The sequence below is a fragment of the Paenibacillus sp. FSL R5-0749 genome, assembly GCF_038595085.1.
In the GTDB taxonomy this organism is placed as follows: domain Bacteria; phylum Bacillota; class Bacilli; order Paenibacillales; family Paenibacillaceae; genus Paenibacillus.
Window position 1 is genome coordinate 4,925,488 of record NZ_CP152005.1, and the last position, 26,632, is coordinate 4,952,119.

At 46.4% G+C, this 26,632-nt stretch carries 23 protein-coding genes; 4 read left to right on the forward strand and 19 right to left on the reverse strand.

Features of this window, described 5'->3' with window-relative positions; all coding sequences use genetic code 11:
• Window positions 1-106: 106 nt before the first annotated feature.
• From MKY85_RS22010 to MKY85_RS22020, 3 genes are all read right to left on the reverse strand, one after another.
• The gene (locus MKY85_RS22010) at window positions 107-1,378 is read right to left on the reverse strand and encodes an amidohydrolase (RefSeq protein WP_339236468.1); all 1,272 of its coding nucleotides are present in this window, start codon (window positions 1,376-1,378) and stop codon (window positions 107-109) included.
• A gap of 102 nt (window positions 1,379-1,480) precedes the next feature.
• Window positions 1,481-2,995 carry an AbgT family transporter gene (locus MKY85_RS22015; RefSeq protein WP_342570759.1) on the reverse strand — a complete coding sequence of 505 codons (1,515 nt, stop codon included), beginning with the start codon at window positions 2,993-2,995 and terminating at the stop codon, window positions 1,481-1,483.
• Between the two features lie 285 nt (window positions 2,996-3,280).
• Window positions 3,281-4,585 carry a hypothetical protein gene (locus MKY85_RS22020; RefSeq protein WP_339256651.1) on the reverse strand — a complete coding sequence of 435 codons (1,305 nt, stop codon included), beginning with the start codon at window positions 4,583-4,585 and terminating at the stop codon, window positions 3,281-3,283.
• A gap of 292 nt (window positions 4,586-4,877) precedes the next feature.
• Between MKY85_RS22020 and MKY85_RS22025 the strand changes: the two genes are divergently transcribed.
• Entirely contained in the window at window positions 4,878-6,497 is a 1,620-nt protein-coding gene (locus MKY85_RS22025; protein ID WP_339261486.1) for an alkaline phosphatase, read from the forward strand.
• A 163-nt stretch (window positions 6,498-6,660) separates the two neighbouring features.
• A complete protein-coding gene (locus MKY85_RS22030; RefSeq protein ID WP_339256653.1) occupies window positions 6,661-7,026 on the forward strand; it encodes a VOC family protein in 366 nt (121 codons plus the stop codon).
• A 114-nt stretch (window positions 7,027-7,140) separates the two neighbouring features.
• On the opposite strand, the gene MKY85_RS22035 is transcribed toward MKY85_RS22030, so the two are convergent.
• The 10 genes from MKY85_RS22035 to MKY85_RS22080 all read right to left on the reverse strand — a co-directional run bounded on the left by MKY85_RS22035 (window position 7,141) and on the right by MKY85_RS22080 (window position 16,612).
• Window positions 7,141-8,250 carry a GNAT family N-acetyltransferase gene (locus MKY85_RS22035; RefSeq protein WP_342570760.1) on the reverse strand — a complete coding sequence of 370 codons (1,110 nt, stop codon included), beginning with the start codon at window positions 8,248-8,250 and terminating at the stop codon, window positions 7,141-7,143.
• 316 nt (window positions 8,251-8,566) lie between these two features.
• On the reverse strand, window positions 8,567-9,256 hold the full coding sequence (locus tag MKY85_RS22040; RefSeq protein WP_339256657.1) for a DUF4274 domain-containing protein: 690 nt from the start codon (window positions 9,254-9,256) through the stop codon (window positions 8,567-8,569).
• Window positions 9,257-9,394: 138 nt separating this feature from the next.
• On the reverse strand, window positions 9,395-10,873 hold the full coding sequence (locus tag MKY85_RS22045) for a methyl-accepting chemotaxis protein (RefSeq protein ID WP_339256658.1): 1,479 nt from the start codon (window positions 10,871-10,873) through the stop codon (window positions 9,395-9,397).
• 310 nt (window positions 10,874-11,183) lie between these two features.
• Complete coding sequence (locus MKY85_RS22050; RefSeq protein WP_339261487.1) at window positions 11,184-12,212, reverse strand: pectate lyase; 1,029 nt, start codon at window positions 12,210-12,212, stop codon at window positions 11,184-11,186.
• A 218-nt stretch (window positions 12,213-12,430) separates the two neighbouring features.
• Window positions 12,431-13,573, reverse strand: a complete 1,143-nt coding sequence (locus tag MKY85_RS22055; protein WP_339256659.1) for a DUF4179 domain-containing protein — start codon at window positions 13,571-13,573, stop codon at window positions 12,431-12,433.
• Window positions 13,563-14,111 (reverse strand): sigma-70 family RNA polymerase sigma factor, encoded by a 549-nt coding sequence (locus tag MKY85_RS22060; protein ID WP_339256661.1) that lies wholly within the window; start codon window positions 14,109-14,111, stop codon window positions 13,563-13,565. The genes MKY85_RS22055 and MKY85_RS22060 overlap by 11 nt, the downstream gene beginning before the upstream one ends.
• A 308-nt stretch (window positions 14,112-14,419) precedes the next feature.
• A complete protein-coding gene (locus MKY85_RS22065) occupies window positions 14,420-14,746 on the reverse strand; it encodes a hypothetical protein (RefSeq protein ID WP_339256663.1) in 327 nt (108 codons plus the stop codon).
• A gap of 14 nt (window positions 14,747-14,760) precedes the next feature.
• Window positions 14,761-15,408: an SMI1/KNR4 family protein gene (locus MKY85_RS22070; RefSeq protein WP_339256665.1), complete on the reverse strand. Its 648-nt coding sequence runs from the start codon at window positions 15,406-15,408 to the stop codon at window positions 14,761-14,763.
• A 27-nt stretch (window positions 15,409-15,435) separates the two neighbouring features.
• The gene (locus MKY85_RS22075) at window positions 15,436-16,116 is read right to left on the reverse strand and encodes a hypothetical protein (protein WP_339256667.1); all 681 of its coding nucleotides are present in this window, start codon (window positions 16,114-16,116) and stop codon (window positions 15,436-15,438) included.
• A 28-nt stretch (window positions 16,117-16,144) separates the two neighbouring features.
• On the reverse strand, window positions 16,145-16,612 hold the full coding sequence (locus MKY85_RS22080; RefSeq protein WP_339256669.1) for a DUF6386 family protein: 468 nt from the start codon (window positions 16,610-16,612) through the stop codon (window positions 16,145-16,147).
• Window positions 16,613-16,797: 185 nt separating this feature from the next.
• On the opposite strand from MKY85_RS22080, the gene MKY85_RS22085 reads away from it, so the two are divergent.
• Window positions 16,798-17,175, forward strand: coding sequence for a PilZ domain-containing protein (locus MKY85_RS22085; RefSeq protein ID WP_339236504.1), 378 nt, complete (start codon window positions 16,798-16,800; stop codon window positions 17,173-17,175).
• A 75-nt stretch (window positions 17,176-17,250) separates the two neighbouring features.
• Here the strand turns inward: MKY85_RS22085 and MKY85_RS22090 are convergent, their stop codons facing one another.
• The gene (locus tag MKY85_RS22090; RefSeq protein ID WP_339256671.1) at window positions 17,251-18,594 is read right to left on the reverse strand and encodes a uracil/xanthine transporter; all 1,344 of its coding nucleotides are present in this window, start codon (window positions 18,592-18,594) and stop codon (window positions 17,251-17,253) included.
• A gap of 50 nt (window positions 18,595-18,644) precedes the next feature.
• Entirely contained in the window at window positions 18,645-19,229 is a 585-nt protein-coding gene (locus MKY85_RS22095; protein WP_339256672.1) for an ankyrin repeat domain-containing protein, read from the reverse strand.
• A gap of 181 nt (window positions 19,230-19,410) precedes the next feature.
• Here MKY85_RS22095 and MKY85_RS22100 point away from each other — a divergent pair, with 181 nt between their 5' ends.
• A complete protein-coding gene (locus tag MKY85_RS22100) occupies window positions 19,411-20,316 on the forward strand; it encodes a LysR family transcriptional regulator (protein ID WP_339256674.1) in 906 nt (301 codons plus the stop codon).
• A 73-nt stretch (window positions 20,317-20,389) separates the two neighbouring features.
• On the opposite strand, the gene MKY85_RS22105 is transcribed toward MKY85_RS22100, so the two are convergent.
• The 4 genes from MKY85_RS22105 to MKY85_RS22120 all read right to left on the reverse strand — a co-directional run bounded on the left by MKY85_RS22105 (window position 20,390) and on the right by MKY85_RS22120 (window position 26,578).
• Window positions 20,390-22,291 (reverse strand): beta-glucoside-specific PTS transporter subunit IIABC, encoded by a 1,902-nt coding sequence (locus MKY85_RS22105; protein WP_339256676.1) that lies wholly within the window; start codon window positions 22,289-22,291, stop codon window positions 20,390-20,392.
• A 128-nt stretch (window positions 22,292-22,419) separates the two neighbouring features.
• On the reverse strand, window positions 22,420-23,271 hold the full coding sequence (locus tag MKY85_RS22110) for a PRD domain-containing protein (RefSeq protein WP_253439676.1): 852 nt from the start codon (window positions 23,269-23,271) through the stop codon (window positions 22,420-22,422).
• Between the two features lie 232 nt (window positions 23,272-23,503).
• Entirely contained in the window at window positions 23,504-24,934 is a 1,431-nt protein-coding gene (locus tag MKY85_RS22115; RefSeq protein ID WP_339261488.1) for a glycoside hydrolase family 1 protein, read from the reverse strand.
• A 186-nt stretch (window positions 24,935-25,120) separates the two neighbouring features.
• Entirely contained in the window at window positions 25,121-26,578 is a 1,458-nt protein-coding gene (locus tag MKY85_RS22120) for a glycoside hydrolase family 1 protein (RefSeq protein ID WP_339256678.1), read from the reverse strand.
• Window positions 26,579-26,632 lie beyond the last annotated feature (54 nt).

Consider the following 26,632-nt stretch of genomic DNA (forward strand, 5'->3'; position numbering starts at 1 on the left):
CATACAAGGGCTAACCAGAAAAACCCGCACTTTTCATGCGGGCCTGAACTTAGCTTCCATCCTGATGATCCAGACAGCTAACTCCTAGTCATGAATATCGACCATCCTAGAGATCTGTTGTTTGCAGGGTACGTGCCAATTTCTCCAGCAGTTCCACCGCAGGGGCCAATACCGCTTCATCAATATCAAATTCGGGATGATGATGCGGGGCAGGTAACTCGCTGCCAACAATCATATACGTGGCTTTGCCACCTTGCTCTTGGACTCGCCGGATCATATAACTGGCATCCTCGCTGCCGAGAGCAGCACTATCCGAAATAGCCTCCGCATGGGTGAAACCAGCGATGCCTTCCGCTTGCTGAACCGCAAGCTCTGCAAGTTCCATATCACATCGAATCGGGATGGCACTTCCAACCACTTCAACGGAAGCGGTTAGTTCGTGCATGGCTGCGCTATGCTCAATGATGTTCCGCACGCGGCGCTCCAGCTCTCGATTCGTTTCTTCACTGGTCGAACGTGTCTCAATAACCATGCGGGCATGCTCAGCAATAATATTGGCCCCTGTTCCACCTTCCAGAATGCCTACATTAATCCGGGTATCTGCTGAGCTGAAGCGGGGAAGTGCATGAATGTTGAGCATGGCGGTCGCTGCGCCCAGCAGCGCGTTCCGGCCTTCCTCCGGTGTAGCCCCTGCATGGGAAGATACACCGGTGAAATGTGCTTCCAGCTTGGTCGTTGCCAGGAATCCGGCAGACGCACCTCTAATATGACCGGATGGCACACCGGTACCCAAGTGCATACAGAACAGGCGATCCACCTGTTCCAGCATTCCTTTTTCAACCATGGCATATGCTCCGCGCACACCTTCTTCGGCAGGTTGGAATAACAGCCGAATCTTGCCGGCAAACTTCCGGTTACTCAACCGTTCTGCAAGCGCCAGTCCGATCGTTGTATGCCCATCGTGTGCACAGGCATGCATAATGCCTTCATGACGGGAACGAAATTGTGCTGCTTGCGGTGCATGTTGTTCCAACTTGCTCTCACGGATCGGCAATGCATCCATATCGAAGCGGAACGCTGTCGTTGGCCCCTCCTGCTCCCCTTGAATTTCAGCAACTACGGCGGTGAATCCTCCTCGCATCTGTTCCACGATCACCGGATCTGCACCTTCACGGAGGGCACGCTGATATGCATCTTCCAAGACTTCGGGCTTCGGCAACCCGCGCCGTGATGTGTCATCAATTGCATCTTTTCCGTAAGTGACGCTATACCCCAGTTCCGTCAGGATTTGCACCACTTTGGTCGCCGTACGAAATTCCGTAAATCCCAGTTCAGGATGTGCATGCAGGTCCCGGCGAAGTGCGATAATATCCATCATATGTTATTTCCCCTCTCTCCAACCTCTATCTATTTGATCGTGTATTCAGACCTACACGACTCATTCAACGTTATACGTCACTAAGCTTGCTCTGCTGATCCCCTACAATCTTGCGTTTACTCCCGGACCAAGTGGCAAGTTGAAGGCGTACCATAGAATGACCATAACCACCCACACCGAGAAGAATGCAATCGAATATGGCAAAATCAGTGAATAATACGTTCCCAGCTTCGCATCTTTACGGTACTCCTGCAGAAATCCTACGAACAGCGGTACAAAAGGCGATACCGGAGCCAATGGAATAACGACCGAATCCGATACCCGAAAAATAACCTGAGTGAATGCCGGATGGAATCCAAGCAGCATCATCATTGGAATAAATACCGGGGCAAGAATGGACCAGATCGCTGATCCACTTGCGATGAACATCGTCAGCAATGCCGACAGGAAAATCAATCCGATCACCACCGGAATGCCATTAATGCCTGTCTTTTCTAGCAAATCGGTAATTGTAAGTGCCAGAAATTTGCCCATGTTGCTCCAGTTGAACATCGCCACGAATTGGGACAACGGGAACACCATCACGATAAAACCAGCCATCGTTTTGATCGGTTCAATGAGCAGTTTTGGCAGATCGTTCTGATTTTGGATCACTTTCAGTTTAATGCCGTAAGTCAGCGCTACGGTAAAGAAGAACAGTAAAATGACAGGAACAATCCCGGCCAGGAAAGGCGAACCCATGACACTTCCCGTTTCCGGGTTACGAAGAACGCCATTCGAAGGGATCACCAGGAATGAAATGACTGCGATAAAAAGCAATGCAGCAATCCCCGATGCACGTAATGCCCGGTTTTCTTCAGGTGTCGGTGCTTCGAGCTTATACACTCGCTCCCCTTCGTAACGGCCCAGACGTGGTTCAAGGAATCTGTCCGTCATGAACCCGGCAACGAGAGTCAGCACAATAACCGAAGCGGACATAAAGTACCAGTTATCCAGAACCGTAACGCCCACATTGGGATCTACAGAGGTTGCAATCTCAGTACTAATACCTGACAGCAATACATCGGTGGTCACAATGAGCATATTGGCTGTAAAACCTGCGCCAACCCCTGCAATGGCGGCAATCAATCCGGCAACCGGATGTCTGCCTACCGCGAGAAAGATCAGCGCTCCAAGCGGAGGCATGATCACAAGCGCCGCATCCGAGGACACATGGCTGAAAAAAGCGATGAAAATGACGAGATAACTGGCGTAACGCGCAGGTACCCGAACAGCCATTTTACGCATAACCGCTTCGAGAAGACCCACCTTCTCCGCCAGACCAATGCCCAGCACCAGAGCCAGGATGGAAGTCAGTGGTTTGAAATCAGCAAAGTTCTTGACCACATTCGGCAACAGCCACTGAATTCCCTCCCTGCTCAGCAAGTTCTTAACATGTACCTGTTCCCCATCAATCGGGTTATGTGCCATCGCATTAAAGAGCGATAACACCAGTGTGGCAACCATCAGGGCGACAATGAGATAGATAAACAATAAAAACGGATTGGGAAGCTTGTTCCCTACTTTCTCTACCCAACCAAAAAGTCCTGTGTTCTCCTGTCTGTCCGCTTTGACCATGCAAACAACCCCCTGACTGTGTTGGAACTGCCTCTGGATAGACTGAACAAGTCTGATGAAGGTCTTGTCCCCGTTAGCAGATCATTAACGTACATTTAACGAAAATGTCGTAATTTTAGGACATTATATAATTATCCCTGCACAAAGTTCAATACCTGTGTTATGTATTTTAACACTTGAAATAAAAAAACCGCTGAGCCGGCCTTGTCATCTTGTCCTCTCCACACGGACAAGAGACATAAGGTTGCATCATCGGTTTTAGTAATTTGTTCTATGTTCGCTAACCTAACGCAAGAGACGATAACGGTTACTAGGCCTTCCGCGCCTTGTATTCAGCTCATTGCCAGCAATTTCGGCCAGTGCAAAAGCAGTAAGACTGCCCATAATACGTTGTACGTGCCTGATGGTCATGGAGAGCCCTGAAGCCAACTCACCGGCTGTAAATTCTTCTTTGCCCATTCGGCGTATGTAGGCCTTTATTTTCTGGAATGTACGAATACTGACGCCTGCCTTGTTCAATTGTTCCAGCAATTCAATATCACTTGAATAAGTTTCGTAGGATAATTCGTGGTCTTCTCCTGCCGCCTCGACAATGGTTCCATCCGTCTCATAGATAATAATCCGTCCAGCCTCATCATCCTTGGCGTACTGAATAGCTTTACGTGCATGTCGTTCGGCATCAAATGCCGTCTCCCCGAACCCAATCCCGCCGAAGGAAGGCAAGTCTGTATCCAGCTCCAACTGTTGCATGGTCGAATGCAGTGAATCCATACTACGGGCCATCACACCTCTCGAACCATACATCAGGTACCTTCCGGTGCCGTCCTGATGAAGTGATCCATCAATTTGTTCACAGTGTCGCAGCAGCACTCCCTTGATCTTCAGCTCCATATACTGCAACTGATACCGCTCCGTCGACAGTTCTCCCGCTTCATGTAATCGATCAATCTCAATCATGAGCACACCTATCTGACTATCCTTGAACGCTGAACTGCGAATCTGTTCTATTAACATACGTACGGCTTGAACCGTTTCCTGCTTGGTTGAATCAATTTTGAAGACGGGTACCCCGCGTTCCACCAGACCTTCATACACCGCGTACAGACAGGTAATCGCTGCTTTGGTAATCCCCTCTTGCCAATGCCGCACGTGAAACCCGATCATTTCTTCCACATCGTAATCGATGGAAAACACGTATTTACGTAATTGCTCCTGTGAGATATTCAGCTCTTCCAGACTGTCCATCAACCCCCAGCTCTCGTTGTCCGTCATATCAATGGAGATATCTTTCACCGGACTGTCCAAGGTGTAAATGGCCTGAAGCATCGCCTTATACAAGCTGGCCCCAGTAGGAGGGCAGTATATCGCATGTTCTTTTTCCGAAAGTTCAGCCTGAGCACTCAGATAAGGAATCGGCCCCGTAAATACCCATCCGTGTACATTCTCCCGATTTCGTCTAATGATGTCTCCCGTTTCTCTTGCATGTTCATAGGCATATGGCTCGTAGCTCGCCCCCAGATCGTGTCCCTGCAACGCACGCATGGTTCGCTCAATGGATGGCCTCGGCCCTACGATTCCGATTCGATACATCTACACCCCTCCTTCTCTCACACCACAATTCAACATAGATCATATCGCTCCGAATGTTCCGTGGGTTATAAGTTTTAATTATATACAGAACCGACGATATAACAAAACAGATTACAGTTCGCTTAAAATCTATCTTTTTTCATTTAATCGTAAATTTTACATATAGTTAATCCATTTCATACATTGGTTTAGCATTGGTTGTATACACTGGGCTCAGGATACAAAACAAACTATACATATATTCTAGGAGGATGCATTCATGTTAAACCGTTTTAATGTCCGTGCAGCCAAAATGATGCTCGCGGTGACAACAATTGTTACAGCTACACTCGGAGGAGGAAGTGCAGCGTGGGCTGTGGAAGACACCACCTCAACGACATCAGCATCACCGATTAAAAATGTGATTATTCTCATTCCCGACGGCATGGCTAACGATGCCACTGCTCTGGCTCGTTGGTATAAGGGCTCGTCCCTGACGCTGGATTCCATGGCAAGCGGCATGGTTCGTACACACTCTGCAGATGCGCCGATTGCGGACTCGGCTCCTGCTGGAACTGCTTTTGCAACAGGCTACAAATCGCATACCGGATTCGTCGGTGTACTGCCGGACAAAGCTACGATGCCTGGGCAAAAGGCGATTGCGCCTGGAGACGCAAGAAAACCGGTCGCTTCTGTACTGGAGGCTTCCAAACTAGCTGGCAAAGCAACCGGTATTATATCCACATCCGAGATTATGCACGCCACACCCGCGGACTTCTCTGCTCACTACCCGGATCGGAAAAACTATGATGCCCTCAGTAAACAACAAGTCTATAATGGCATGGATGTTGTGTTGGGCGGAGGTAGCAAATACCTTGAGCCTGCGGGTCGCCAAGACGGCGAGAATCTGGTTTCGTCCATCAAAGCACTGGGTTACGATTACGTCACTACACCGGCTGCAATGAAAGCATCCGATTCGAACAAGCTGTGGGGGATGTTCGCACCAGCGGGCATGGCTTACAATATGGACCGTGATCCAGCGAAGCAACCAAGTCTTGCTGAGATGACATCCAAAGCGATTGAAGTTCTGTCCAAAGACGAAGACGGCTTCTTTCTGATGGTTGAAGGTAGTAAAGTAGACTGGGCAGCTCATGCCAATGATCCGATTGGTATTATCAGTGATGTGCTGGCTTTTGATGATGCCGTAAAAGTAGCCATGGATTTTGCCAAAACGGACGGAGAGACTGCGGTTGTGGCTGTAACTGACCACCAGAACGGTGGACTCACAATCGGTAATACCTCCACAACTGGAACATATGATAAAGAGCCGTTGTCCACATTTATCGGACCTTTGAAAAAGGCCAAACTGACAGGTGAGGGTGTTGAAGCGAAGCTGAATGCCAAGCGTACAAACATCAAAGCAGTGATGAAACAATACTATGGCATTACCGATCTGACTTCCGAGGAGATTGCCACAATTAAAACGGCTGAGCCGGGTAGTCTTAACTATGCAATCGGTCCAATGATCAGCAAACGCGCAGGGATTGGTTGGACAACCGGTGGTCATACAGGTGGAGATGTCGTACTTTACACGTATGCTCCCAACAATGACCGTCCATTCGGGGTAATCGACAACACGGATGTCGCCAAATATATGGCACGTGTACTGGATCTCGATCTGGACAGCGTGAACAAACAATTGTTTGTACCTGCCAAACAGGCATTTACAGCCAAAGGCGCAACATATAAGCTGGATCTCACTGACGCCAAAAATCCAAAGATCCTCGTTACCAAAGGCAACACCAAGCTGGAACTGCAAATCTATAAAAATATTGCACTGGTGAACGGCAAAAAGAAAGCTTTGGAAGGTGTCATTGTCTATAACGGTGTAGAGGCATTTGTACCACAAGGTGCAGTGGATCTCATTCAATAATTGATAGAACCAACGGAACGAACGGAGATTACACGATTTGGCTGCCGAATATCTCGGCAGCTATTTTATTGTTTACTGATAAGGAGTAGGTTCCTGGTAGCACCTATCGTATAATGAACGTAACCAAAATACATATCATGCAAGAAAAAGGAGAAATTCACCCATGTTGATCAAATTAAACTGGATCACGCTGAGGGTCAGTAGTTTGGAAGCTTCGCTCAGGTTCTATCACGACATGCTCGGACTTCCCATTCAGCGCAGATTCGAAAGCCGCGGAAGGCAGATTGCCATGCTCGGCATGGAGAATGAAACCAAGCTGGAACTGATTGAGAGCAGTGAATCCGTTCTTAAACCAGAGGCTGGCGTGTCGATCGGGTATGAGGTGAACTCGCTGGATGAAGCGATGGAACGACTGGCAGAGCTAAATATTCCGATTGTACGCGGCCCCATCCAGCCCCATCCGCATCTACGGTTTATTTACATTACAGATCCAGATGGCTTCGAGGTGCAACTCGCAGAGCATGTCTAATTTAGGCGATTGTGATAGGAGTGTGCGTATCACGATAACCAGTTGTTTGTACATGTGTGCAGTCAAACCTGTATGCCCCCCTCCTAGGGCAGCGTAAAACGTTATTGTGTCTGTTTACAGCTTCATGCGGCGCATCAGCGGCACACCTATGCGATTCAGCAACCGATCAAGCAGCATCCAGCACCAGCGTCTGCCCCATGGAAGGTGGCGCTCATACACAGCCGAATACTCAAAATCCGCCACAGCACCCCGATTGCGCTTAAACTGAGCTGCTCCCGCGCTCTCATGCAACAGATGGCCGTTCTCCCGAGCCTGTCTGATCAGACAGGCGGATAACATGCGGTATAGTCCGACGGACTGGGACACCGCTGTATCGTAACCGAACAACGGTGTTGTCATGATTCCATTTCGGCAGAAATAACCCATGACCGCGTCCAAGCGCCCCTCCTTTCGCAGTCCATACAGCCTGAGTGTTCCTGATGCCATCGCAGCAGCAATGAACCGTTCGGTGAACTGCGGATTGTGATAGGAGTATTTTTCGAGATATAACCGCTTGTACAACTCCACGATTCGCGGAATATCTGCATCTGTCATTTCTACTTCGGAAACAAATTCATACTCGTGCTTGGCCAACAATTCGTAATCCCTCTTCAAGAGCCAGCGTGATTTTGAGTTACCAAAATTCGGATCATTCGCTTGGTACAGATAGATCTGTCGGCTCGGAATCAGTCGACACCCCACTTCGGTTAGCCTCGCCGTCAGATCGGGATGAAGTCCCGGACACAAGGAGCGAAATACAATGACGTGCTCCGGGTATCTCTCTTGTACTACTGCAAGCAAACATTCTGCCTGTTCACCGGACAGGGCTGGATAGAGATTGGTGGACAACAGCCAGTTGTTCACATGCACGACTTTGTTAATCTGTGATTGCTTCATTCCCCAACCGATTAGACTGAGCAGCGCACTAAGGCCTTTTTCCAACACGGGTTTCTGCAACATGCTCAATTCCTGCTTCGCGTAACTCACGTAATGCGTATATGGCGAACAGACGTAAGCATTATCATACTCTGCATCATTCACCGTCAGTGGAATAACGAGATCGTCGATCCGGGCGAGCAGCACTGTGGTCTCCACGTTGGACATATAACTCCGGGACCCTTGCTGCATGATGGGTTCCAGATAAGCTCTGGCATATCTGCCGTCCTCCGTATCGGGCCAGTCCATGTCTTTGAACGAATGCTGATCATAGAGACGCACACGTTCGATGCAATTGTCATTCCTAACGAATATGTATGTACATCGCAACCCGATCTGTCGTTCCCTGCTTTATTCTTCAACCTTTTACTCCCCCATAAGGTAACATCATCTGTACACAAACCATATAGCTATTCATACTCCTTTTCGGTCGACAGAGCTGCTTCCCACTCTCAATCATATAGAAATGTTCGATACTTCCAGCCTGCAACTGATCCACTCTGGCTCTCTGGCTTATATACCTTTTACTCCATTGAATTCACTACTCAACCTTGGATTCTCTCATCTAGCCTCTTTGGGATAATCGCTCTGCCAGCTGACGATAAGCCAGACCATCTTCTCTCTCGTTGACTTCATCTTCATCCATCTTAAGCCAGTAGTCCGCATCCAGCAGTTCTGCCATGTCTAACCGCGTAATCTCTGCACATTCGGAATGTTCACACACTGCAATCATCGGCTCAGGACTGTCGTCCCAGTTGTACCCGTTCACGATGGCATGAAGGAGTACAGCTGAATTCAGTGCACGGATTTGGGCAGCCGCCTTGTCTGGAGACTCCTCGTACAAAATTTCATCGACAACACTTTGTTCCGCCTGGGTCAGCTTGAGTCTGACTGCTCCTTGAGTGTCCAGTAACATGTCTGCGATATCCGGGTTACGTCTGGCTGCGTTCCAGGCACTAGCCTGAATTCCATGGGGAGCATCCAGTTTGACTCCATGTTCAATCAATAACGGAATGGCTTCAAGCTGCTTGAACTTCACCGCTTTTTTCAGCGCGGTATCCCCAAGTTTGTCCTCTAGTTCCAAGTCAGGACCTGTTTCGAGAAGACAACGGATCGCTTCAATCGGCATACGATTTGTCAAAAAGAGCATCAGCGGTGTACGCCCGCGATCATCCTGTTCGTTGATATCCAAGACACCGACAGCTTCTCTGACTTGCTCCACATCTTTGGATTTGCTAATCTCCACCCAATTCATAGTTCGTTCTCCACCATCCTCTTCACACTCTACACAACACTGTATCGGAAAAAATTGTCGGCATCAACTTATACTCCAGATGAAAAAAGCCCGTCCAGCACGATAAATACGCACAGACGAACTTTCAACAATCTGGTATTAAAGTTTATTCTCCACGGAAGATGCCTGATGATCCGAGACTAACTCATTCAGATTCACAATCAGCTGCTCCAGTTCTCCGAAGCTCTCCACCATCTTCTGTGTTAAGTTACGCTGTTCTTCCATGCTCGCCAGGATCTCTTCTGCCGCTGCACTGGATTGCTCCGTTACACTCGAAATCTCGGAAACCTCATTCACTACTCTAGTAGAAGATTCCTTCATTGTTGCCGAACTCGTCTCAATATCTGTCGCTTGATTCAACACATGCTGAGAGTTGCTGTTGATCGTACGGAACACTTCGTCTGCCGTCTGAACGCTGTCTCTACCTTGTTGTAAGGATAGACGAATACGTTCGAAGCGATCTGTCAGTGCCTGCGTTTGTCCTTTTAACCGAGACAGGATGGTTGAAATATCACTCGCGGATTGACCCGAGCTCTCGGCCAGCTTGCGCACTTCCTCGGATACAACCGCAAATCCGCGTCCATGCTCGCCTGCACGAGCCGCTTCAATGGCTGCATTGAGCGCAAGCAGGTTGGTCTGAGTTGCGATATCCGCTATACTGTTCAGCATAAGCGTCATGGATTCACTTTCCTCATTGAACTTTTGCATGTCACTCGCCGTTTGATTGATCGTTTTATATAAGTCTTGCATCTGACTGTTCAGTTGGTTCAGATGTTCGCTTCCTGTTTGCGTGCTCGTTGCCATACTTGCAGACACCTCTTTCATCTGCTGGGAATACAGCGCAACATCCTTAATATGCTGATCCGATACGGATAAGGATTCCGAAATTTCCGCCACACTGGTCGCCTGGAACTCCACACCCTTGGCAACCTCACTGAATCCCAGGGTCACTTCATGGGTAATGGAACCTGTTGAATCCACCTTTTGCTTCAATTGATCTGTATAACGAGACAGCCCGCCAACAGACTCCTTGACCCGTTCAAGCATCGTTTCCACCCGGGTCCGCGACGCTTCGACCTCGCTCCATCTTTTTTCACTTTCATGAAAGAGCTTTTGGTTCAGATAGGACACCATCAACAAGATTCCACCCGCAACGGCGAATAGTCCTACATTAATTGCATTAGTTACGAACTGATCCTGAGTTGTTGTAGGAATAATCCAAAGTTGAAAAATATTGTTCGCGAGCATAACCGAAAATCCGATGATAAACCATTTTTTGTTTGGATAAATAAGCAAGATTGAAGAGATAAGCATAGCAAGCAGCGGTTCAACGCTTCCCCATCCGGCGAATACCCCGCACAACGAGATGAGCACCGTGTTCACCCAAGGAATGAGATGAATATGCTTCTTTTTGGCGTTTGCGTATGCGAGCCAGATTCCATACAAGATCACAATACCGTTGGAAATAAATAATTTGGGCTCAATTAAAGCTACTGAAAATCCTACAATTAACACAACCCACAAAATGATGCTGATGATCTTGTTCCGTTTCCATATAATTTCGTCAATACGATTCATGCATACCCCGTCCTTTAGATAAAATAAGTTTACGATTGTAGGGCATACTCGCACTCACATCGGCCTCTTAATGGTTTGCTTCCGTGCATATTTCAACGCAACGCTCAGGCCACCGCCATAGTACAATGTTACTTCACAAATATGAAAGCAGCGCTACATTATGTATATCGGTATTCCGAATACAAAATTAAATATTAACTTTTATTTAATACGCTTCCGTATAAAAAAAACATAAAAAGCCCCTCTTATACGCTGTTACGTACAAGAAAGGCTTCTTGGTTAATCGCTAATTAATTATCAAGATAATTTCTTATTTACCGAACACAAGTGTCGTATTGGAAGAGCCTGCATACTTGGTGACGAACTCACGCGCGTAGCTGGCGCTCTCTACCTGATAACTGTAATTGGAGCTTGGTCTCCAGTTCGTTTTAGGAGAAATCGGACTTGTCAGGGCTGGCGTACTGCCGCTATCCGTGAACTCCCCATTTCCCTTGTCATCCAGGATGCCGCCCTTTTCAGCGCCTGCACCAAAGTAGTTGTTTTCGGAATAAATCCGTGCTTTTTCACCAATGGTGATGGACTGATTAAAGTTGTTGGCATAGTTGTTTTTGAGATGGAAGTAACCGTATCTTAAAAGTCCAGGACCACGTACATACAAGTTTTCGAAGTAATTGTTGGACATCGTCACATGAGGGACGCCATTGTAACTGCTGTTACCATCATTCGGATGACCGAGGATAACGCCATACTTATGGTTTGCAAATTTGGAATTGCTAATCGTAATATAATCGGCGCGGTCACCGATATACAGCAGTTTGTCCAGATCACTACCGCCAGAGCTGTAGCTGTGACCAGCAAACGTTACATGATCGATCCAGTAATTGGAGCCTGAAGTGATATACATCTGGATATCATCATTGGCATTAATATTGGAAGCGTGTTCAAAAGTCAGATTCTGAAAAATTACATTGCTTGAACTGCTTGTGGATCTGAAATGAATATTCGTTAATGTATGTTTGCCAAAGGAACCTACCAGTGTCTTGTTCGCTCCAAACTCAACCTTTTGCAACGTAGAAGAGGAAATATTCTGTTCAACGACGACAATTTTGGCCGTAGAGCCCGCCATGTGTGTTCTCAGGTCATTGAGATTACTAACATAAACCACCTGACCGTTTTTACCACCTGTCGTAGCTGACTTGGATACACCATTTTCATTCTTGGCACTGCCTGCAAAACCAGTCAATCCGTTTGTACCTGTGTTTGGATAACTGGCCGCACCATATGTAGACGGGGCTGTGAAGACAGTTATCAACAATAGAGTTATAGCGAGTAACAGCATCGAAAATTTCTTCAAAATTTCACCATCCTTTATAATATTATCCTCAAAGACAAATCGATTATATCGTGTAACTTCGGCTGTGACAATACAAAAACTGCAAAAAGACAACAATTCTCACTTTTATGCAACAGCAGATCAGATATCGTGAAAAAACAAAAAAATGAGATGAAGTCATAACCATTGCCATGACTTCATCTCAACCATCGATCCTATTTTATTTATTTGATTTTGATCTCCAGTTCATCCTTCTGGGCTTCCTGTAAATCATCATAGACCTTATCTGGTTTGCCACGAATTTTTAAAACCATTGACTCCGGATTATCCAGAAAATTGCTGCTGAAAGAATACATCATTCCGTCTTCCGTTCCACTCCCGAATGTCGTGGATAAGTTGGTCTGCTTCCCGTCTTTAGCGGTAGTTACAATCTCGATAGGCTGGACGACCTCACTGATCAACAATTTCGTTTTGTAATCGATCTCTTGATCAGGTGCATAAACAAGCCTGACCCGAGTTAGAAGTGGAGATACTTCAACCTCGGACAACATGACCTCATAACCTCCAAGCGCAAAAGTCCGATTAACGTTAATGATTTCCGTTTTGGGGATAGAAAACTTGGGATCCAGTGGAAAAGAAAGATTCATTTTTTTGGAAAATTGATATTTTCGTTCTTTCTCCCCGTTGTCTGCATGATTCACCACATCTGGTACAACTGAGGACAACTGGAATTGTAGATTTACTTGCTTAGGTAATGGTTTGTCTCGATCTCGATCAATTGTACTTCGGCCATACACGATATGTTTATCCTTCGAAAAATACACACCACCTGAGCTGCCGTTGTCAAGCAAAACACCTGTCGATGCGTCCGTCATCTTCATATTGACAGTCGAATACATTTCCTGTGAAGCATCCGTTTGGGCAGTATACAATACCGTTATTCGATTCTCATCCGCCATAACTGCATTCACCGTAAACGTATATATGCCCGATGTAACCGTCTGATCTACAAGTTGCACATAACCGTTATTGAGCGTTGAAGTAATCGTAGCACTGTCCATATCCGAATTTAGCAGGCCACGAAAGGGTTCAAGTACGCCCCAGTTGGCTATAGGCTCAGTATATGTTGCCTGTTCTTGCCCATAACTCCCAAGCGGCCCCACAAGAAACCATCCTGCTACCAGGACCGTAACCAGAGCTCCCGTAATCCATTGGATACGAACGCTCCGACCTGATCGTCTGGTTCTGGCCTTCGCGAGACCACGTTGAATTGCCGCAGTTGTATCCGCCGAATTCCAGTGCTGTTTCTCTCTTTTCACCTGATATGCGTCTGCAAGAAGTGCTTTCTCCTCCGGGTTAGTGGTCATGCCAATCCCTCCTGTTCTTCATCAACTTGCGCAACTGCTGGAGTCCCTTGTGCTGCCAGGTCTTGATTGTCCCTTCCGGTTTGCCTAGGATGGAGGCAATGTCTGTCAGTGTCATGTCGTTATAATATTTCAGCAATAATACATGGCGATATTTGGGTTTCACCTTTTGCAAAAGAGATTCCATCGCAATTCGATTATCATCAACACTGATCATCCAAGAGGCCGGAATGCTGTCCTCCAGTTCCTCCTTGGCGAGAGGTGTCGCCCGCTTGCGGCGCCTCTGTTCATCGATGCAGACATAGATCAGTATCCGAATGATCCACGACTTGAACGCCTTCTCATTGTTCAGCGTACGACGTTTAACCCAAGCACGGCACGTCATCTCCTGCACAGCTTCCAGCGCATCTTGCCGATTACGCAGGTAACTGTAGGCAATGGAAATGAGCGTATCTTGATGTTCCATAATGGATTGCACAAATACCGTCTCATCTTCGGTCTGTACATAGATCCTCTGGTTCAGCTCTGCTTTTGTTTCCACCCCGCATCCCTCCTTCTCTCTCTTTCTATGGTATAAGACGGGTGAGTGAAGCAAACGGTTTTATTATTGGCTCATCAAAAAAAGCTCCGCCATCACCTGAGGGAGCTTTTTACATAAGAGTTTCAACGTCTAAATACCGAATGATGTACACGTATGAACAATACAAACAAGATTAACTCTTTTACAAATTACCGATTATGTATAAAGGGGATAATACAAATCCCACATTTCGCTGCGGACCCCGATACGGATAGATGAGCGATTGTTTAGCCATAGGATCACGCCTGTTCATGCAATTTCACTACTAATTAGACTTCAAACCAGGTTAAACCGCCATCTACCTGCCTGGTTTCTCGCTCCATCTGTTGCATCCAGCTCCGTGCCTCTTGGCCCCACACATGAAACAAACAGTAGATATACGACTCCCCGTCCGCAACCTCTTCCAACCCGGATGCCTCTTCTATCCACACTTCAAGGGCTGTAGGCCAGGACGAATCTTCACGTTTCAACACAAAGCCGTTGATTTGGTGTTCCAAACTATATACTTCGGTAAACGTTAGTGCACTTGCCAGACGTTCCACAACTTCAGGTAAAATCGCAGGTTCCGTTGTTCTTATCCCATATTCCCAGCCCATATGTACAACCTCCTTCAGACTTCGTTTGCTCCAGATGATTGCTTTTGTTCGTGCATTTGCTGGATCGAACGATCCAACCACAACTCGTACCAGTCCAGAAAATGCAGTCGATTCGTATTGCCCCAATACTGATCAGGATAAATTCCATTGCGGTTAGCCCGGTCATCAACCCAGATCTCTCCGTAGGAGGCTCCCTTAACGATCAGATTCATGGAGATGCCACAACCAAAATCACTGATGCGCAGCATGCCTGCCGACCATTTTGGATCAAAATATTCGTGTTCCAGAGCATACCATTCCTCTTCTTCCTTGCTGTCATCGAACCAGTCATAGTTCCAGTTCCATGCTTCCGTGAATTGAAAAGGGTCCGAGATCGCATTCAGCTCATCATCATAACCAAGCATAGCGTATACACCGTCATCCGGGTTCTCCAGACCATAATAAGGCCCTGCACCACTCGTCCCCATATGTAGAAGCCATACCTTATAGTCCTCCGGCAATTTAATTCGCCATTTCTGCTCGAACTGTGCAATATCCTCCTGTGTCCATACAGCTGACATCTCATATGCATGGCTCTCTGCGCCGAACAAGTCCAAATCCGAATCCAGACTTCGGAGATTGATTAACTTTTCACGCATACGTTCTAACTGTTCAGTGTACACGGCCTACCTACCTCCTTTGCTACTCCATCACGTTCGTTCCACGCCATACCCGCGGTGCTGCAACTCATCCAGTGCGGCTGCCACATTTCGTTCAGGACACAACTGCTTAATCAGGCTGGCAGTCACCGGTTTTTCTTCATATATCTCAGCTACAGCTTCCAACGGTAGGTCTGGCATATCATAGTACCCTTTGGCCCAATCCACGTAATCTTCCGAGTCTTTATTCAAGTACTCCAGCAAAAATTCTGCACCACCTCTAGCGTCCGCTTCACCTTCCTCGGCTATCGCCATCCGAATCCAGTTACCAACCTTCCATGACAAGTCGTCCCCTTCCTGCCATAGGCAAAAGGTCACATTCTCCAGATCCAATGTCTCCTCATGATCCCGCAGAACAGTCATCAATGTCTTCGGCGCTTCATCGTACATGCCCGGGTAGATCTCTCCATCCTCACGAGCATGCGGACTTAAAGGTGACTCATGATCAAATCCCTTGATCAATGTGCCTGAATTCGTAAATAATACATGCAGATGATCACCTGCGCCATTATCGATGCTTCCCCATGCCACACCTGGCTGAAGTTCTTTTTCATAATGATGTACACGCAGCCAGTCTTCCTCCGAAAATATGATATCCAGTGCGGCAAGTATTCTCATCCGTTGACGCAGGGTATCTGTGTCCAATAAGGGTGTCTCGTTCCAAACCTGCATATGAATCCCTCCTGTTCACCTATGTACATTAAATCCGGATTAATTCAGCCAACGTGTTCTTCCCCTGAATACTTGGAGTCATGACAATTGCGATCCGACTGGCTTCTCTGGAGATGATACAAGCATAGTTTCCGGGATTTAGCTGAAACATGACCCCTTCACACGTCTCATCCGGCTCCAGTTCCCCGCCAGTAACATCATCAGCCGCTCCCAGATAGACGTGCCCAGACGGAACTTGCAGATGATATACCTTTTCCCGTTTCGCTACGTCATCTGAATCTGATTCCACCTGTGCATCCTCCAAGCTCCACTCCACCTCATACACTCCATCCGCACCCAGATTCAGGAACAGACAATGGCCTGCATTCACCTCACTCAGCTCATCTTCCGGTATGGACCACCAATCCGAAGTATCCTCGAAACGGTGCTTTAACGCTGCCAGATCATACAGGCACAATGTTGCCGTATCTGTAACCATTTGAAATGTTCCTCTCATATTCCCCGTCCCTTCTGTGAGATTAAGACCTAACCTCAGAAATATATTCCATCATTATATCAAGCCTGATACACGTGTAAAAGGAACCTTGGACCATCTCTGCTTTCGCAACTCTTCATTTCTCGCTCCAAACGGTCGATATAAGCATAACTGACTTTTTTGAACTTGATGGAGGAAGCCAAGCCATGTCGATGAATAATAGAAAAGAACCCTTTCGCTACACACTAAAGGAACCAATCAACTTTGAGATCTATATTCTCAGCATCAACGGGGTCACTGCACCACCGAAACCCATTCAAGCTGAGTTATGTGATATCAGTCGGTCCGGCTGTCAGCTATCATTTCCACTATCCCTTCCTGTCGAGAATAACGATATTCGGATTGGCATGAATATGCTGCTATTCGAAGACCCTCTATATATGGAAGGCACTCTCCGCTGGGGTCAAGAAAAAAATACCTCATGGCACTACGGTGTCCAACTCGAAATGCAGGACGGTAACCAGGACCGACTCTCCCGAGAGATGCGAATGCTTGCAGGACAAGGCAAAATTATTGTGAAATAGCGAGTGGCCATATAGGTTGGTAACCAAAACAAAAAAACAGCCCAATCAAATTGGACTGTTACGAGATAAAACACATTATGCCGCTTTACTGACTGTCACTGGTTGTTCCATTTTGGACCAGTTCACGGTTTTTTCGAGAAGTAATGATACCACTACACCAATAACGAGACCATTGCTTATAATCGGAACTAGATACATGGGCAAGTTTTGAAAGGCTTCAGCAGGAATATTCATTACAGCAACTCCAGTGAGTACCGGTAACGCTACACGATAGATCGTTTTAGAGTTAAATGTCGTGCCCTCAAGTGTTCTTAATGCTGTACCGAACATCTGCAGATAGGCTACAAACAGAACAGCACTGCCTACGCTTGGTGGTATTTGTGCAAAAAAGGCAGTAACCGAAGGTGTAAGCCCCATCATACATAACAACCCCGCTCCAATAATAAAGGCAGCACGACGCAGAATGCGAGTGCTCTCCAGGAAGCCGATCGATGATGCAAATAAACCAAATGGCAGCACACCTACACAGGCCGACAACATCGAGAACAGACCCGTTAGCACGTATGAGCGTCGGTACTGCTGACGGGTCGTCTCTGCCTGATAAAGTTTCTCGACCGTGCTTAATGTGGTAATCGAATTCGTCATATTCACCAGTCCCACAAAAAATGCAGTAATGACGATTCCCGGTTCCCATCTTGGTGCTCCCCATGGAAACAGCGTTAGGCCTCCTACTATGTGGTTGGGCTGTCCACCATGTTGTCCCGGAAACAATAGACTATAGGCAATCCAGCCTGCCACAATTCCAATTAAGATCGCGTAGTTCCCCAGTTTCCCCTTACCCTTTAATTGAATCCATGCCACCAGAAATGCAATGACAACGGATAACGCGGCAACTGGCAGATCGAAGCGACCAAACTCCGTATATCCAATCATACCTTTAAAAAAGTTCATGGTTAATTGAATGGTCATCAGAAACAGCATGGCACTCTTCACCATCGGTGTAAACAGCTTCTGCAGCACTTGCGCCGCGCCTAGCCAGCCCAATATCATCATCGTCAGACCCGCTAACAGAAAACCTGCAGCCAGGCCACCACCAATGCGCTCCAGGCTCATACCTGCTGAGGAAGCCGATACAGTCAAGCTCAGCGTCAATCCCCACCATAGTCCTGAAGGACCATCCATGACTGCATAGCGGTGACCAAATACTGCTTGAAGAATACACACCGCTCCAGTAAGGATAAATGCGTGCTGCATGGTGGCAGCAATGGCATCCGGGGACAGATGAAAATTATGTCCGATAGATAGCGGAACCACAACAGTATTGGTAAACAGGAAGAAAAACCACTGTATGCCCGCTAAAATCATTGAAGATACGTCTTTCATATTCTTTTGTAAAAAATGCTCTTGATGTCTATTCATTTGTTAGCAATATCCTTTCACTCTTCTGTATCATAAACACATAAGTGCTTTTAGACTTCGGTTAATAACCGTTCCATCTCCGCATATTGATGCTGACGCGCATGTACGAGCGGTGTAATTCCGTCCCGATCCGCGATCTTTGGATCTGCACCATATTGCAAAAGCAAGGCAACAATCTGCTGATGTCGTGGACCGCCATCTCCCAAAATGACTGCTTCCAGCAAGGCTGTCCATCCCAGATTGTTGATATGGTTCACATCTACATCACTGCGTGTCAGCAGAAGCTCCACAATGTGCACATGGCCCCGATCAGCTGCTGGAATAAGGGCGGTACCGCCAAAACGATTTGTTAACCTTGTATCTGCACCTGCTTCAATGGCCAGTTCAACCATGTCATACATGCCCTCGGCACTCGCGTATAACAGCGGATTATCCAATCGTCTATCCTGGAGATTAATGTCTGCTCCGGCGTCCACTAGCATTCTTGCCGTGTCTATCTTATTACCGTGCACGGCAGCCATCAGAGTTGATCGCCCCAATGCATCCCGTTCATTCAACTGGCTACCCTGGGTGATAAACCGAATGACCTCATCGGTATGCCCTGCTTGAGCGGCGTCATGTATTGTTCTAACCACGTTATTTCATCCTCCAATTCAACGTCTTCTCATGCAGTAACTTTCATAGAAAAACCAAGCACTTTAGTCAGGTGTGCAAATCTAATGTATGTTAACATAAGAACGTAGTATATTAAAAATACATGTTTTGTTGGCTTTCCATACGAATTACATATAGTTTGAAGGCAAAGGAGACAACCACTTGGATATCAAACAATGTCGCTATTTCATTGCCATTGCTGAGGAGAAACAGATTACAGCAGCAGCCCGAAGACTTCACATGGCTCAGCCCCCCTTAAGCCAGCAGCTTAAGTTAATGGAAGAAGAGCTAGGCGTGATGTTGTTTGAACGCAAAGGGCGCATGATGGAACTAACGCAGGCTGGCCGTAGCTTCTACGATTATGCAGTCACCTTGACCAAATATATGGAGGAAGCTGTAATGGAGATGCAAAGTTTCCAGCACGGCATACGGGGTAAACTCGCCATCGGCATCAATACCATATCAGATCGCCTGATCCCGCAAGCACTACAGCAGTTCCGTACTACCCATCCACAGGTGACCTATAAAATTCAGCAAAATGAATCGGCACAATTATGCCGATTGCTGGAAGATGGCAAAGTTGAGCTTGCCTGTGTACGCATGCCTGTCCAGACCGCACGCTATGAGGTGCTGCACCTGCCACAGGAGCCCCTTTTCTATATCTCTGCAACACCGCTAGTTAACTCGACAGACCTGCTACCAGAAGCGGAGATGGGGACTTGTTTTGAGCAGCTCACAGGAATTCCTCTTTTACTTCCAAGTACAGAGGGACTCGGTATGTTCGAGTTAATTTTGGACAAATTCCGTGAGCATCAAGTCACCCCCTCCATCATGGGCGAGTGCTCAGACATTAATATGTTGCTGGAGCTGGTCCGACTCGGCTTCGCCAGTTCCATCGTGCCTCATACCGTTCTTCAGTTATACCAAGAGCACCCTTTCCATGTATACCGCCTTCAGGATCAGCATTCAACTGTCGGATCAGCGCTGGTCTGGTTGCAGAACCGTTATCTGTCCAAGCCTGCACAACACTTTGTGCAATTGGTACAGGGTATGCTTCCTGTGGTGTAACACAAGTAGAACAAAAAAAAAGCAGCAACTTCCCGGGTTTGAATCCGGCAAAGTTGCTGCTTTATTCTTTTGATTAAGCTTTCGCTGTGAACAACAAGTCTTTTTCTTTGATCGTCGTGCGACCAGCAGACTCAATGGACTCATATTGATGCATGTTTGTAATAATAACGGGTGTGATCGTTGTATAACCGGCTTTTTCGATCTGTTCCCGGTCGAACTCCATCAGGACATCACCTACAGCAACCTTTGCACCTGCTTGAACTTTAGGCGAGAAGAATTGACCTTTCAGCTTCACCGTATCAATCCCAATATGAATCAACATCTCTGCGCCTGTATCACTTACCAGACCAATAGCATGTCCGCTCTTTGATAACGAGAACACAGTACCGTTAATTGGAGAAACCACACGTCCTTCAGATGGTTGAATCGCAAATCCTTTACCCATAATCTCTTCAGAGAATGCAGGGTCCGGCACTTCGCTCAGCGGTTTAACTTCACCCGTGATTGGGCTGAAGATTTGCTCATCTTGTGCTTTTGCGTCTTCAGTTACACCAGCAGAAGTTGTTGCTGCTGTTGCAGGCTCAGCTACTGGTGCAGCTGGCTCCGATGCATTTTCTTCTTCGAATCCAAGAATATATGTCAGAACTGCCGCAGCTATGATAGCAATCAGACCACCAGCCAGTGCATAGAGCAGTGTGCTAATTGCCGGACTGATAAATGCTGCGATACTTGGCAGACCCACTAGACCTGTAAGTACATATGCTTTAACATTGACGATCCCCATGAATCCGCCTGCGATAGCTCCACCAATAAGAGCTGCAATAAACGGTTTTTTGAACTTCATGTTGATACCATACATCGCTGGTTCCGTAATCCCCATAATAGCCGTAAGACCTGTGGAATAGGCAAGGGATTTGGTTTTGCTATTTCTCGATCTGAGACCTACACCAAATGCTGCACCACCTTGTGCCAGGTTAGCTGCAAACATCAGTGGAATAATAAAGTCGTAACCCAGTGTTGTCATTGAACCGACAATGATTGGCAACAGTGCATAGTGCATACCTGTGATGATCAGCAGTGACATCGTACCACCAATCAGGATACTTGCGAAGATGGACATATTGTCGAACAACCATGAAATACCACCGGACAAACCATTACCAAGAACCGTACCCAATGGTCCAACAGTCATCAACGTCAGTGGAACCATAATCAACAGGGTAACCGTCGGAACAATCAGAAGTTTCAATGAAGCATGTGTAACACGATCAACAGCTTTCTCGACATAAGAAGCAATCCAGATGGCGAGAATGATCGGAATTACCGTAGAAGAATATGTCGCTGCTATAACCTTAATTCCCACAAATGTGGTGTCACCATTGGCAAGCAATGCTGTAATCGTCGGATGCATAATACCCGCTGCGAGCGCTGCAGCAATATACATATTACTACCCAGCTTACGTGCAGCACTAATTGCTAGAATGATTGGCAGGAAGTAGAAGGCACCATCCCCGATTGCAGACAAGATGATATAGGTTGAGCTGGTATCAGACAACCAGCCCAGGGCTACAAGGATCGCCACGATCCCTTTGATCATACCTGCACCCGTAATGGCTGGCAGGATTGGAGTAAATACTCCTGAGATGAAGTCGAACAGCGCACTTATTGGATTTCTCTTTTTCTTTTCTCCAGTTGAAGCAGCTGATGATGCATTATCTGCGGTTGGTGATTTGGACATGTTGCCAACAAGTGCGTTATACACGACAGGTACATCGTTACCGATGATAACCTGGAACTGTCCGCCGTTCTCCATCACGCCCATCACGCCTGGTGTATTTTTTAGCGTCGCTTTGTCCGCTTTTTGGTTGTCATTCAGGTTAAATCTGAGTCTTGTCATACAGTGAGTGACTTGATCGATATTCTCTTCGCCACCAACAAGCTTCAAAATATCCTTGGACAATTGTTGTTTATCCATTGTGTTTTGCTCCTTTTATGTGTAATGAAGGTTAAAAAAAAACCTAAACACTGAATAATGACAAAGCAGAAGAGCTTATCATTATTCAACGTTTAGGTTTTGCCTTTTTAGCAGTAACAATCCTAATTTTATTCAATTGTTTGTTCATTTCTGACAATTCGTTCAATATGAATGGTCAGATACAGTATTTCTTCCTTGGACAACACCCGATTATAGATCTTACGCGTATAGTCACTGATCCGTACTGCACATGCGTGTGCTTCGGGATACTGCTTGCTCACCAAGTCATGAAGCGGATTATCTTCTTCTTTATCTTCAATTGCCGTCCCTTGTAACACACGTTGGGCAAAGAACTTCAGATGAGTTAAAAATCGATAATAACTCAATGAATCTTCATCAAGTTCAATCACAAAGCTGCGTCTTACGATATTAAGAATGTCCTTAACGATGTTTGTAATACTGATCGTTTCCCTCATCTCACCGTTCATCTGGGCATTAACCAGATGCATCGCAATGAATGCGCATTCGTCTTCGGGAAGCAGGACACCTAATGTTTCCTCAATGATCTGTAGCGCCTTGAGTCCAATGGCATATTCCTTCCGGTACATGCGCTTGATCTCCCAGAACAATGCGTTACGGATCTGCAATCCTTGACGATGTCGATCAATGGCAAAATGAATATGATCCGTCAGTGAAATGTAGATGCTCTCATGCAGCTTCTCACCTAACACCGTCTCGGCATAACGGATAATCTCATCCGAGCACTCGACATATTCAACCGGGATATCTGACAGAAGCGTTTTAAGTTTCTGTGATACTTCCTTACTTTCAAGCGAGAATATTTTTTCGACGAGACTCTCGTCTATCGATTCACCAGTATGCTTTTTGAAGGCAATTCCACGCCCCATAACGACCAGTTCGTTTCCTCCCGGATCAATTACGGTAACTACGTTGTTGTTCAGCACCTTCTCAATTTTCATTTCTTCACATCACCTTGCACCGTCAAAGTAGTAAAAGGCAAAACCAAAGCAGGTCACGAAATATGCCCCGCCTCTGGTTTTGCCTGATTGAACAGTAACAATCCAGTATTCATTAGCCTTAGGCCCATCTTACCATATAATTATCCATCTGACAATGTTTTTGTGAAAGCGGTTAATGTGCATTAATATGACATAAGAAGGTGCATAACAACCCTGCCTTAAGAACTACTATTTACTTATTGTTACGTTTAAGACTTGCGCCATTTGTACCAATAACTTCTTTGTACCAGTGGAAAGATTTTTTCTTGTATCGATCCAGAGTTCCTGAACCATCATTGTTGCGATCGACATAGATGAAACCATATCGTTTCTTCATCTCTGCTGTTGAAGCACTCACCAGGTCAATACAGCCCCATGACGTATAACCCATCACTTCCACGCCATCCTCAAGAGCTTCACCCACTTGTACCAAGTGGTCATTCAAGTATTGAATACGGTAATCATCGTTCACCGTTTTATTGCCATTTTCGTCGGTGATCAGCTCATCTACTGCGCCCAGACCATTTTCGACAATAAACAATGGTTTTTGATATCGGTCCCAGTATTTGTTCAAGGTTACGCGTAGTCCTTGCGGATCGATCTGCCAGCCCCACTCGCTCGCTTGGAGATAAGGGTTTTGTACCCCTGCAAACAAGTTGCCTTTTCCTTCAATACGTTTCTGGGGATCACCTGTCTCACAGATACTTACATAATAGCTGAACGAGATAAAGTCTACGGTATGCTTCAGAATTTCAGCGTCGCCGTCTTCAAACTTGATATTGATATTATTTGCTTTGAAATAACGATTAATGTATTTCGGATAGTAACCACGCGCATGGATATCAGCAAAGATATCATTGCGCTGTTCAGCATGCATCGCTGCAACCACATCATCCGGATTCGGAGTCAGCGGATACGTAGGCATGCTCAGTACCATACAGCCAATTTTGGCTTCAGGCATAATTTCATGTCCCAGTTTCACTGCTAACGCACTGGCTACCAATTCATGATGGATTGCTTGATACAGATCCTGTTTGGACAGTTCTGCTTTTGGCGTATAGATCCCGCCGCTCATGAATGGCTCCTCCAGAATGGAGTTAATTTCGTTGAACGTCAGCCAGTATTTCACTTTGCCTTTGAAACGGTTGAAGAGCACCGTTACATAACGCTCGTAGAACTCAATCATTTTACGGTTAACCCATCCATCATAAGTTTTGGACAAATGTAGCGGTGTCTCATAGTGAGAGATGGTTACGAGGGGTTCAATGCCGTACTTATGGCACTCATCGAACAGATCATCATAGAATTGCAGACCCTTCTCATTTGGTTCCAATTCATCACCTTTAGGAAAGATACGGGACCAGGCGATAGATGTACGGAACACTTTGAATCCCATTTCAGCAAACAGCTTAACATCTTCTTTGTAACGGTTATAAAAGTCAATCCCGATCAGTTTCAGGTTATCCTCAGTAGGTCCTTCCGTTCTGGGCGTTGTAATCCCGTGCGGCATTACGTCTTGAACAGAAAGGCCCTTGCCATCTGTATTATAAGCTCCTTCAAGTTGGTTGGCTGCTACAGCTCCGCCCCATAGGAAATCCTTCGGAAATGGTGTTGTCATGTCAATCCTTCCTCTCTAAGTAACGGTATTTTCATTCTTTGTTTAAATGCTTACCTCTATCCTTTTCCGACAGGAAAAAGCGGACAATCTCCAACCAAAAGGGCTGACAGGGACATTGGATTCCCTGCTTGCCAACTTTCGTGTTAGGTTTTGCCCGCTTCCTGTGCGGTAACAATCCTGTGAACGAGCGAGTTACAGTTGCTCACCATTGCTGGAGATTACGTTTTTGTACCAGTCGAATGAATCCTTCTTGGAACGTTTCAGTGTTCCGTTACCTTCGTCGTCCAGATCCACGTAGATGAAACCATAACGTTTGGACATTTCGGAAGTGGACATGCTCACCAGGTCAATCGGACCCCATGCTGTAAATCCAATCAGATCCACACCATCTTTGATGGCTTCTTTCATTTGTTCGATGTGTTTTTTCAGGTAATCCACACGATAGGAGTCATGGATCGAACCATCTTCTTCAACTTTATCATAGGCACCCAAACCATTTTCCACGATGAACAATGGTTTCTGGTAACGATCCCAGAAGTTGTTCAGGGTTACGCGCAGACCGATCGGATCGATCTCCCAGCCCCAGTCGGACGCTTCCAGATAAGGGTTTTTCACGCCACCAGTCAAGTTGCCGGATGTCTCTGCTTCGTTGGCAGAAGCCGATTTGGTCACGGACATGTAGTAACTGAAGGAGATGAAATCAACTGTATTGTTGAGCAGAATTTCATCATCGCCCGCTTCTTTTTGAATGACAATGTTGTTCTCTTCAAAATAACGAGCCATATAGTTCGGGTACTTACCACGAGCATGCATGTCCGTGAAGAAGAGGTTAATCTGATTCTCATGCTGAGCCAAACGAACATCTACCGGATTACATGTGGCTGCATAAGTTTCCATACGAGCAAGCATACAGCCGACTTGGGAACCAGGGATAATTTCGTGTGCAAGCTTCGTTACCATGGCACTTGCTACAAATTGATGATGAAGCGCTTGATACGTCGTCTGCAACTTGTTGTCCACTTTATCGATCAGAATGCCGCCACCAGTGTACGGGCTGAACAACATTACGTTAATTTCATTGAACGTCAGCCAGTATTTCACTTTATTTTTATAACGGTTGAACACCGTTTCTGCATATCTAACATAGTGCTGAATTACTTCACGACCAGCCCAGCCATTATATTTTTGCGTCAAGCCAAGCGGAGTCTCGTAGTGAGACAATGTAACGAGTGGCTCGATACCGTATTTCAACAATTCGTCGAATACTTCATCGTAGAATTTCAAACCTGCTTCATTTGGCTCTTGATCATAACCGTTCGGGAAAATGCGTGCCCAGTGAATGGATAAGCGGAATACTTTGAAGCCCATTTCAGCGAACAATGCAATATCTTCTCTAAAGTGATGGTAAAAATCAATACCAAAACGTTTCGGGAAACGTTCTTCAATTTTGCCGGAGAGAATCTCTTCAATTCGGGAAGAGGAAATTTCCATGGCATGTCCGCCTGTACGCTTCTCTTTGGGAACATGAGCAATCATGTCCGCTGTGGAGAGGCCTTTGCCGTCCTTATCGAATGCACCCTCCAATTGATTGGCAGCTGTAGCGCCGCCCCATAGGAAGTTTTCGGGGAATCCTTTTTTTGCCGTGGTCATGAACAACAACCTCTTTTCGAAATTTATTTTGGTTTTTCCAGATGAAAAATGGTG

Coding starts and splice junctions, on each gene's coding strand:
- MKY85_RS22105 (WP_339256676.1), bottom strand. CDS start 22,291: ATGGATAAACAACAATTGTCCAAGGATATTTTGAAGCTTGTTGGTGGC.
- MKY85_RS22065 (WP_339256663.1), bottom strand. CDS start 14,746: ATGGGCTGGGAATATGGGATAAGAACAACGGAACCTGCGATTTTACCT.
- MKY85_RS22040 (WP_339256657.1), bottom strand. CDS start 9,256: ATGAATTGGGTGGAGATTAGCAAATCCAAAGATGTGGAGCAAGTCAGA.
- MKY85_RS22090 (WP_339256671.1), bottom strand. CDS start 18,594: ATGAATAGACATCAAGAGCATTTTTTACAAAAGAATATGAAAGACGTA.
- MKY85_RS22030 (WP_339256653.1), top strand. CDS start 6,661: ATGTTGATCAAATTAAACTGGATCACGCTGAGGGTCAGTAGTTTGGAA.
- MKY85_RS22035 (WP_342570760.1), bottom strand. CDS start 8,250: ATGGACTGGCCCGATACGGAGGACGGCAGATATGCCAGAGCTTATCTG.
- MKY85_RS22015 (WP_342570759.1), bottom strand. CDS start 2,995: ATGGTCAAAGCGGACAGACAGGAGAACACAGGACTTTTTGGTTGGGTA.
- MKY85_RS22045 (WP_339256658.1), bottom strand. CDS start 10,873: ATGAATCGTATTGACGAAATTATATGGAAACGGAACAAGATCATCAGC.
- MKY85_RS22020 (WP_339256651.1), bottom strand. CDS start 4,585: ATGTATCGAATCGGAATCGTAGGGCCGAGGCCATCCATTGAGCGAACC.
- MKY85_RS22120 (WP_339256678.1), bottom strand. CDS start 26,578: ATGACCACGGCAAAAAAAGGATTCCCCGAAAACTTCCTATGGGGCGGC.
- MKY85_RS22110 (WP_253439676.1), bottom strand. CDS start 23,271: ATGAAAATTGAGAAGGTGCTGAACAACAACGTAGTTACCGTAATTGAT.
- MKY85_RS22085 (WP_339236504.1), top strand. CDS start 16,798: ATGTCGATGAATAATAGAAAAGAACCCTTTCGCTACACACTAAAGGAA.
- MKY85_RS22075 (WP_339256667.1), bottom strand. CDS start 16,116: ATGCAGGTTTGGAACGAGACACCCTTATTGGACACAGATACCCTGCGT.
- MKY85_RS22080 (WP_339256669.1), bottom strand. CDS start 16,612: ATGAGAGGAACATTTCAAATGGTTACAGATACGGCAACATTGTGCCTG.
- MKY85_RS22055 (WP_339256659.1), bottom strand. CDS start 13,573: ATGACCACTAACCCGGAGGAGAAAGCACTTCTTGCAGACGCATATCAG.
- MKY85_RS22050 (WP_339261487.1), bottom strand. CDS start 12,212: ATGCTGTTACTCGCTATAACTCTATTGTTGATAACTGTCTTCACAGCC.
- MKY85_RS22025 (WP_339261486.1), top strand. CDS start 4,878: ATGATGCTCGCGGTGACAACAATTGTTACAGCTACACTCGGAGGAGGA.
- MKY85_RS22010 (WP_339236468.1), bottom strand. CDS start 1,378: ATGATGGATATTATCGCACTTCGCCGGGACCTGCATGCACATCCTGAA.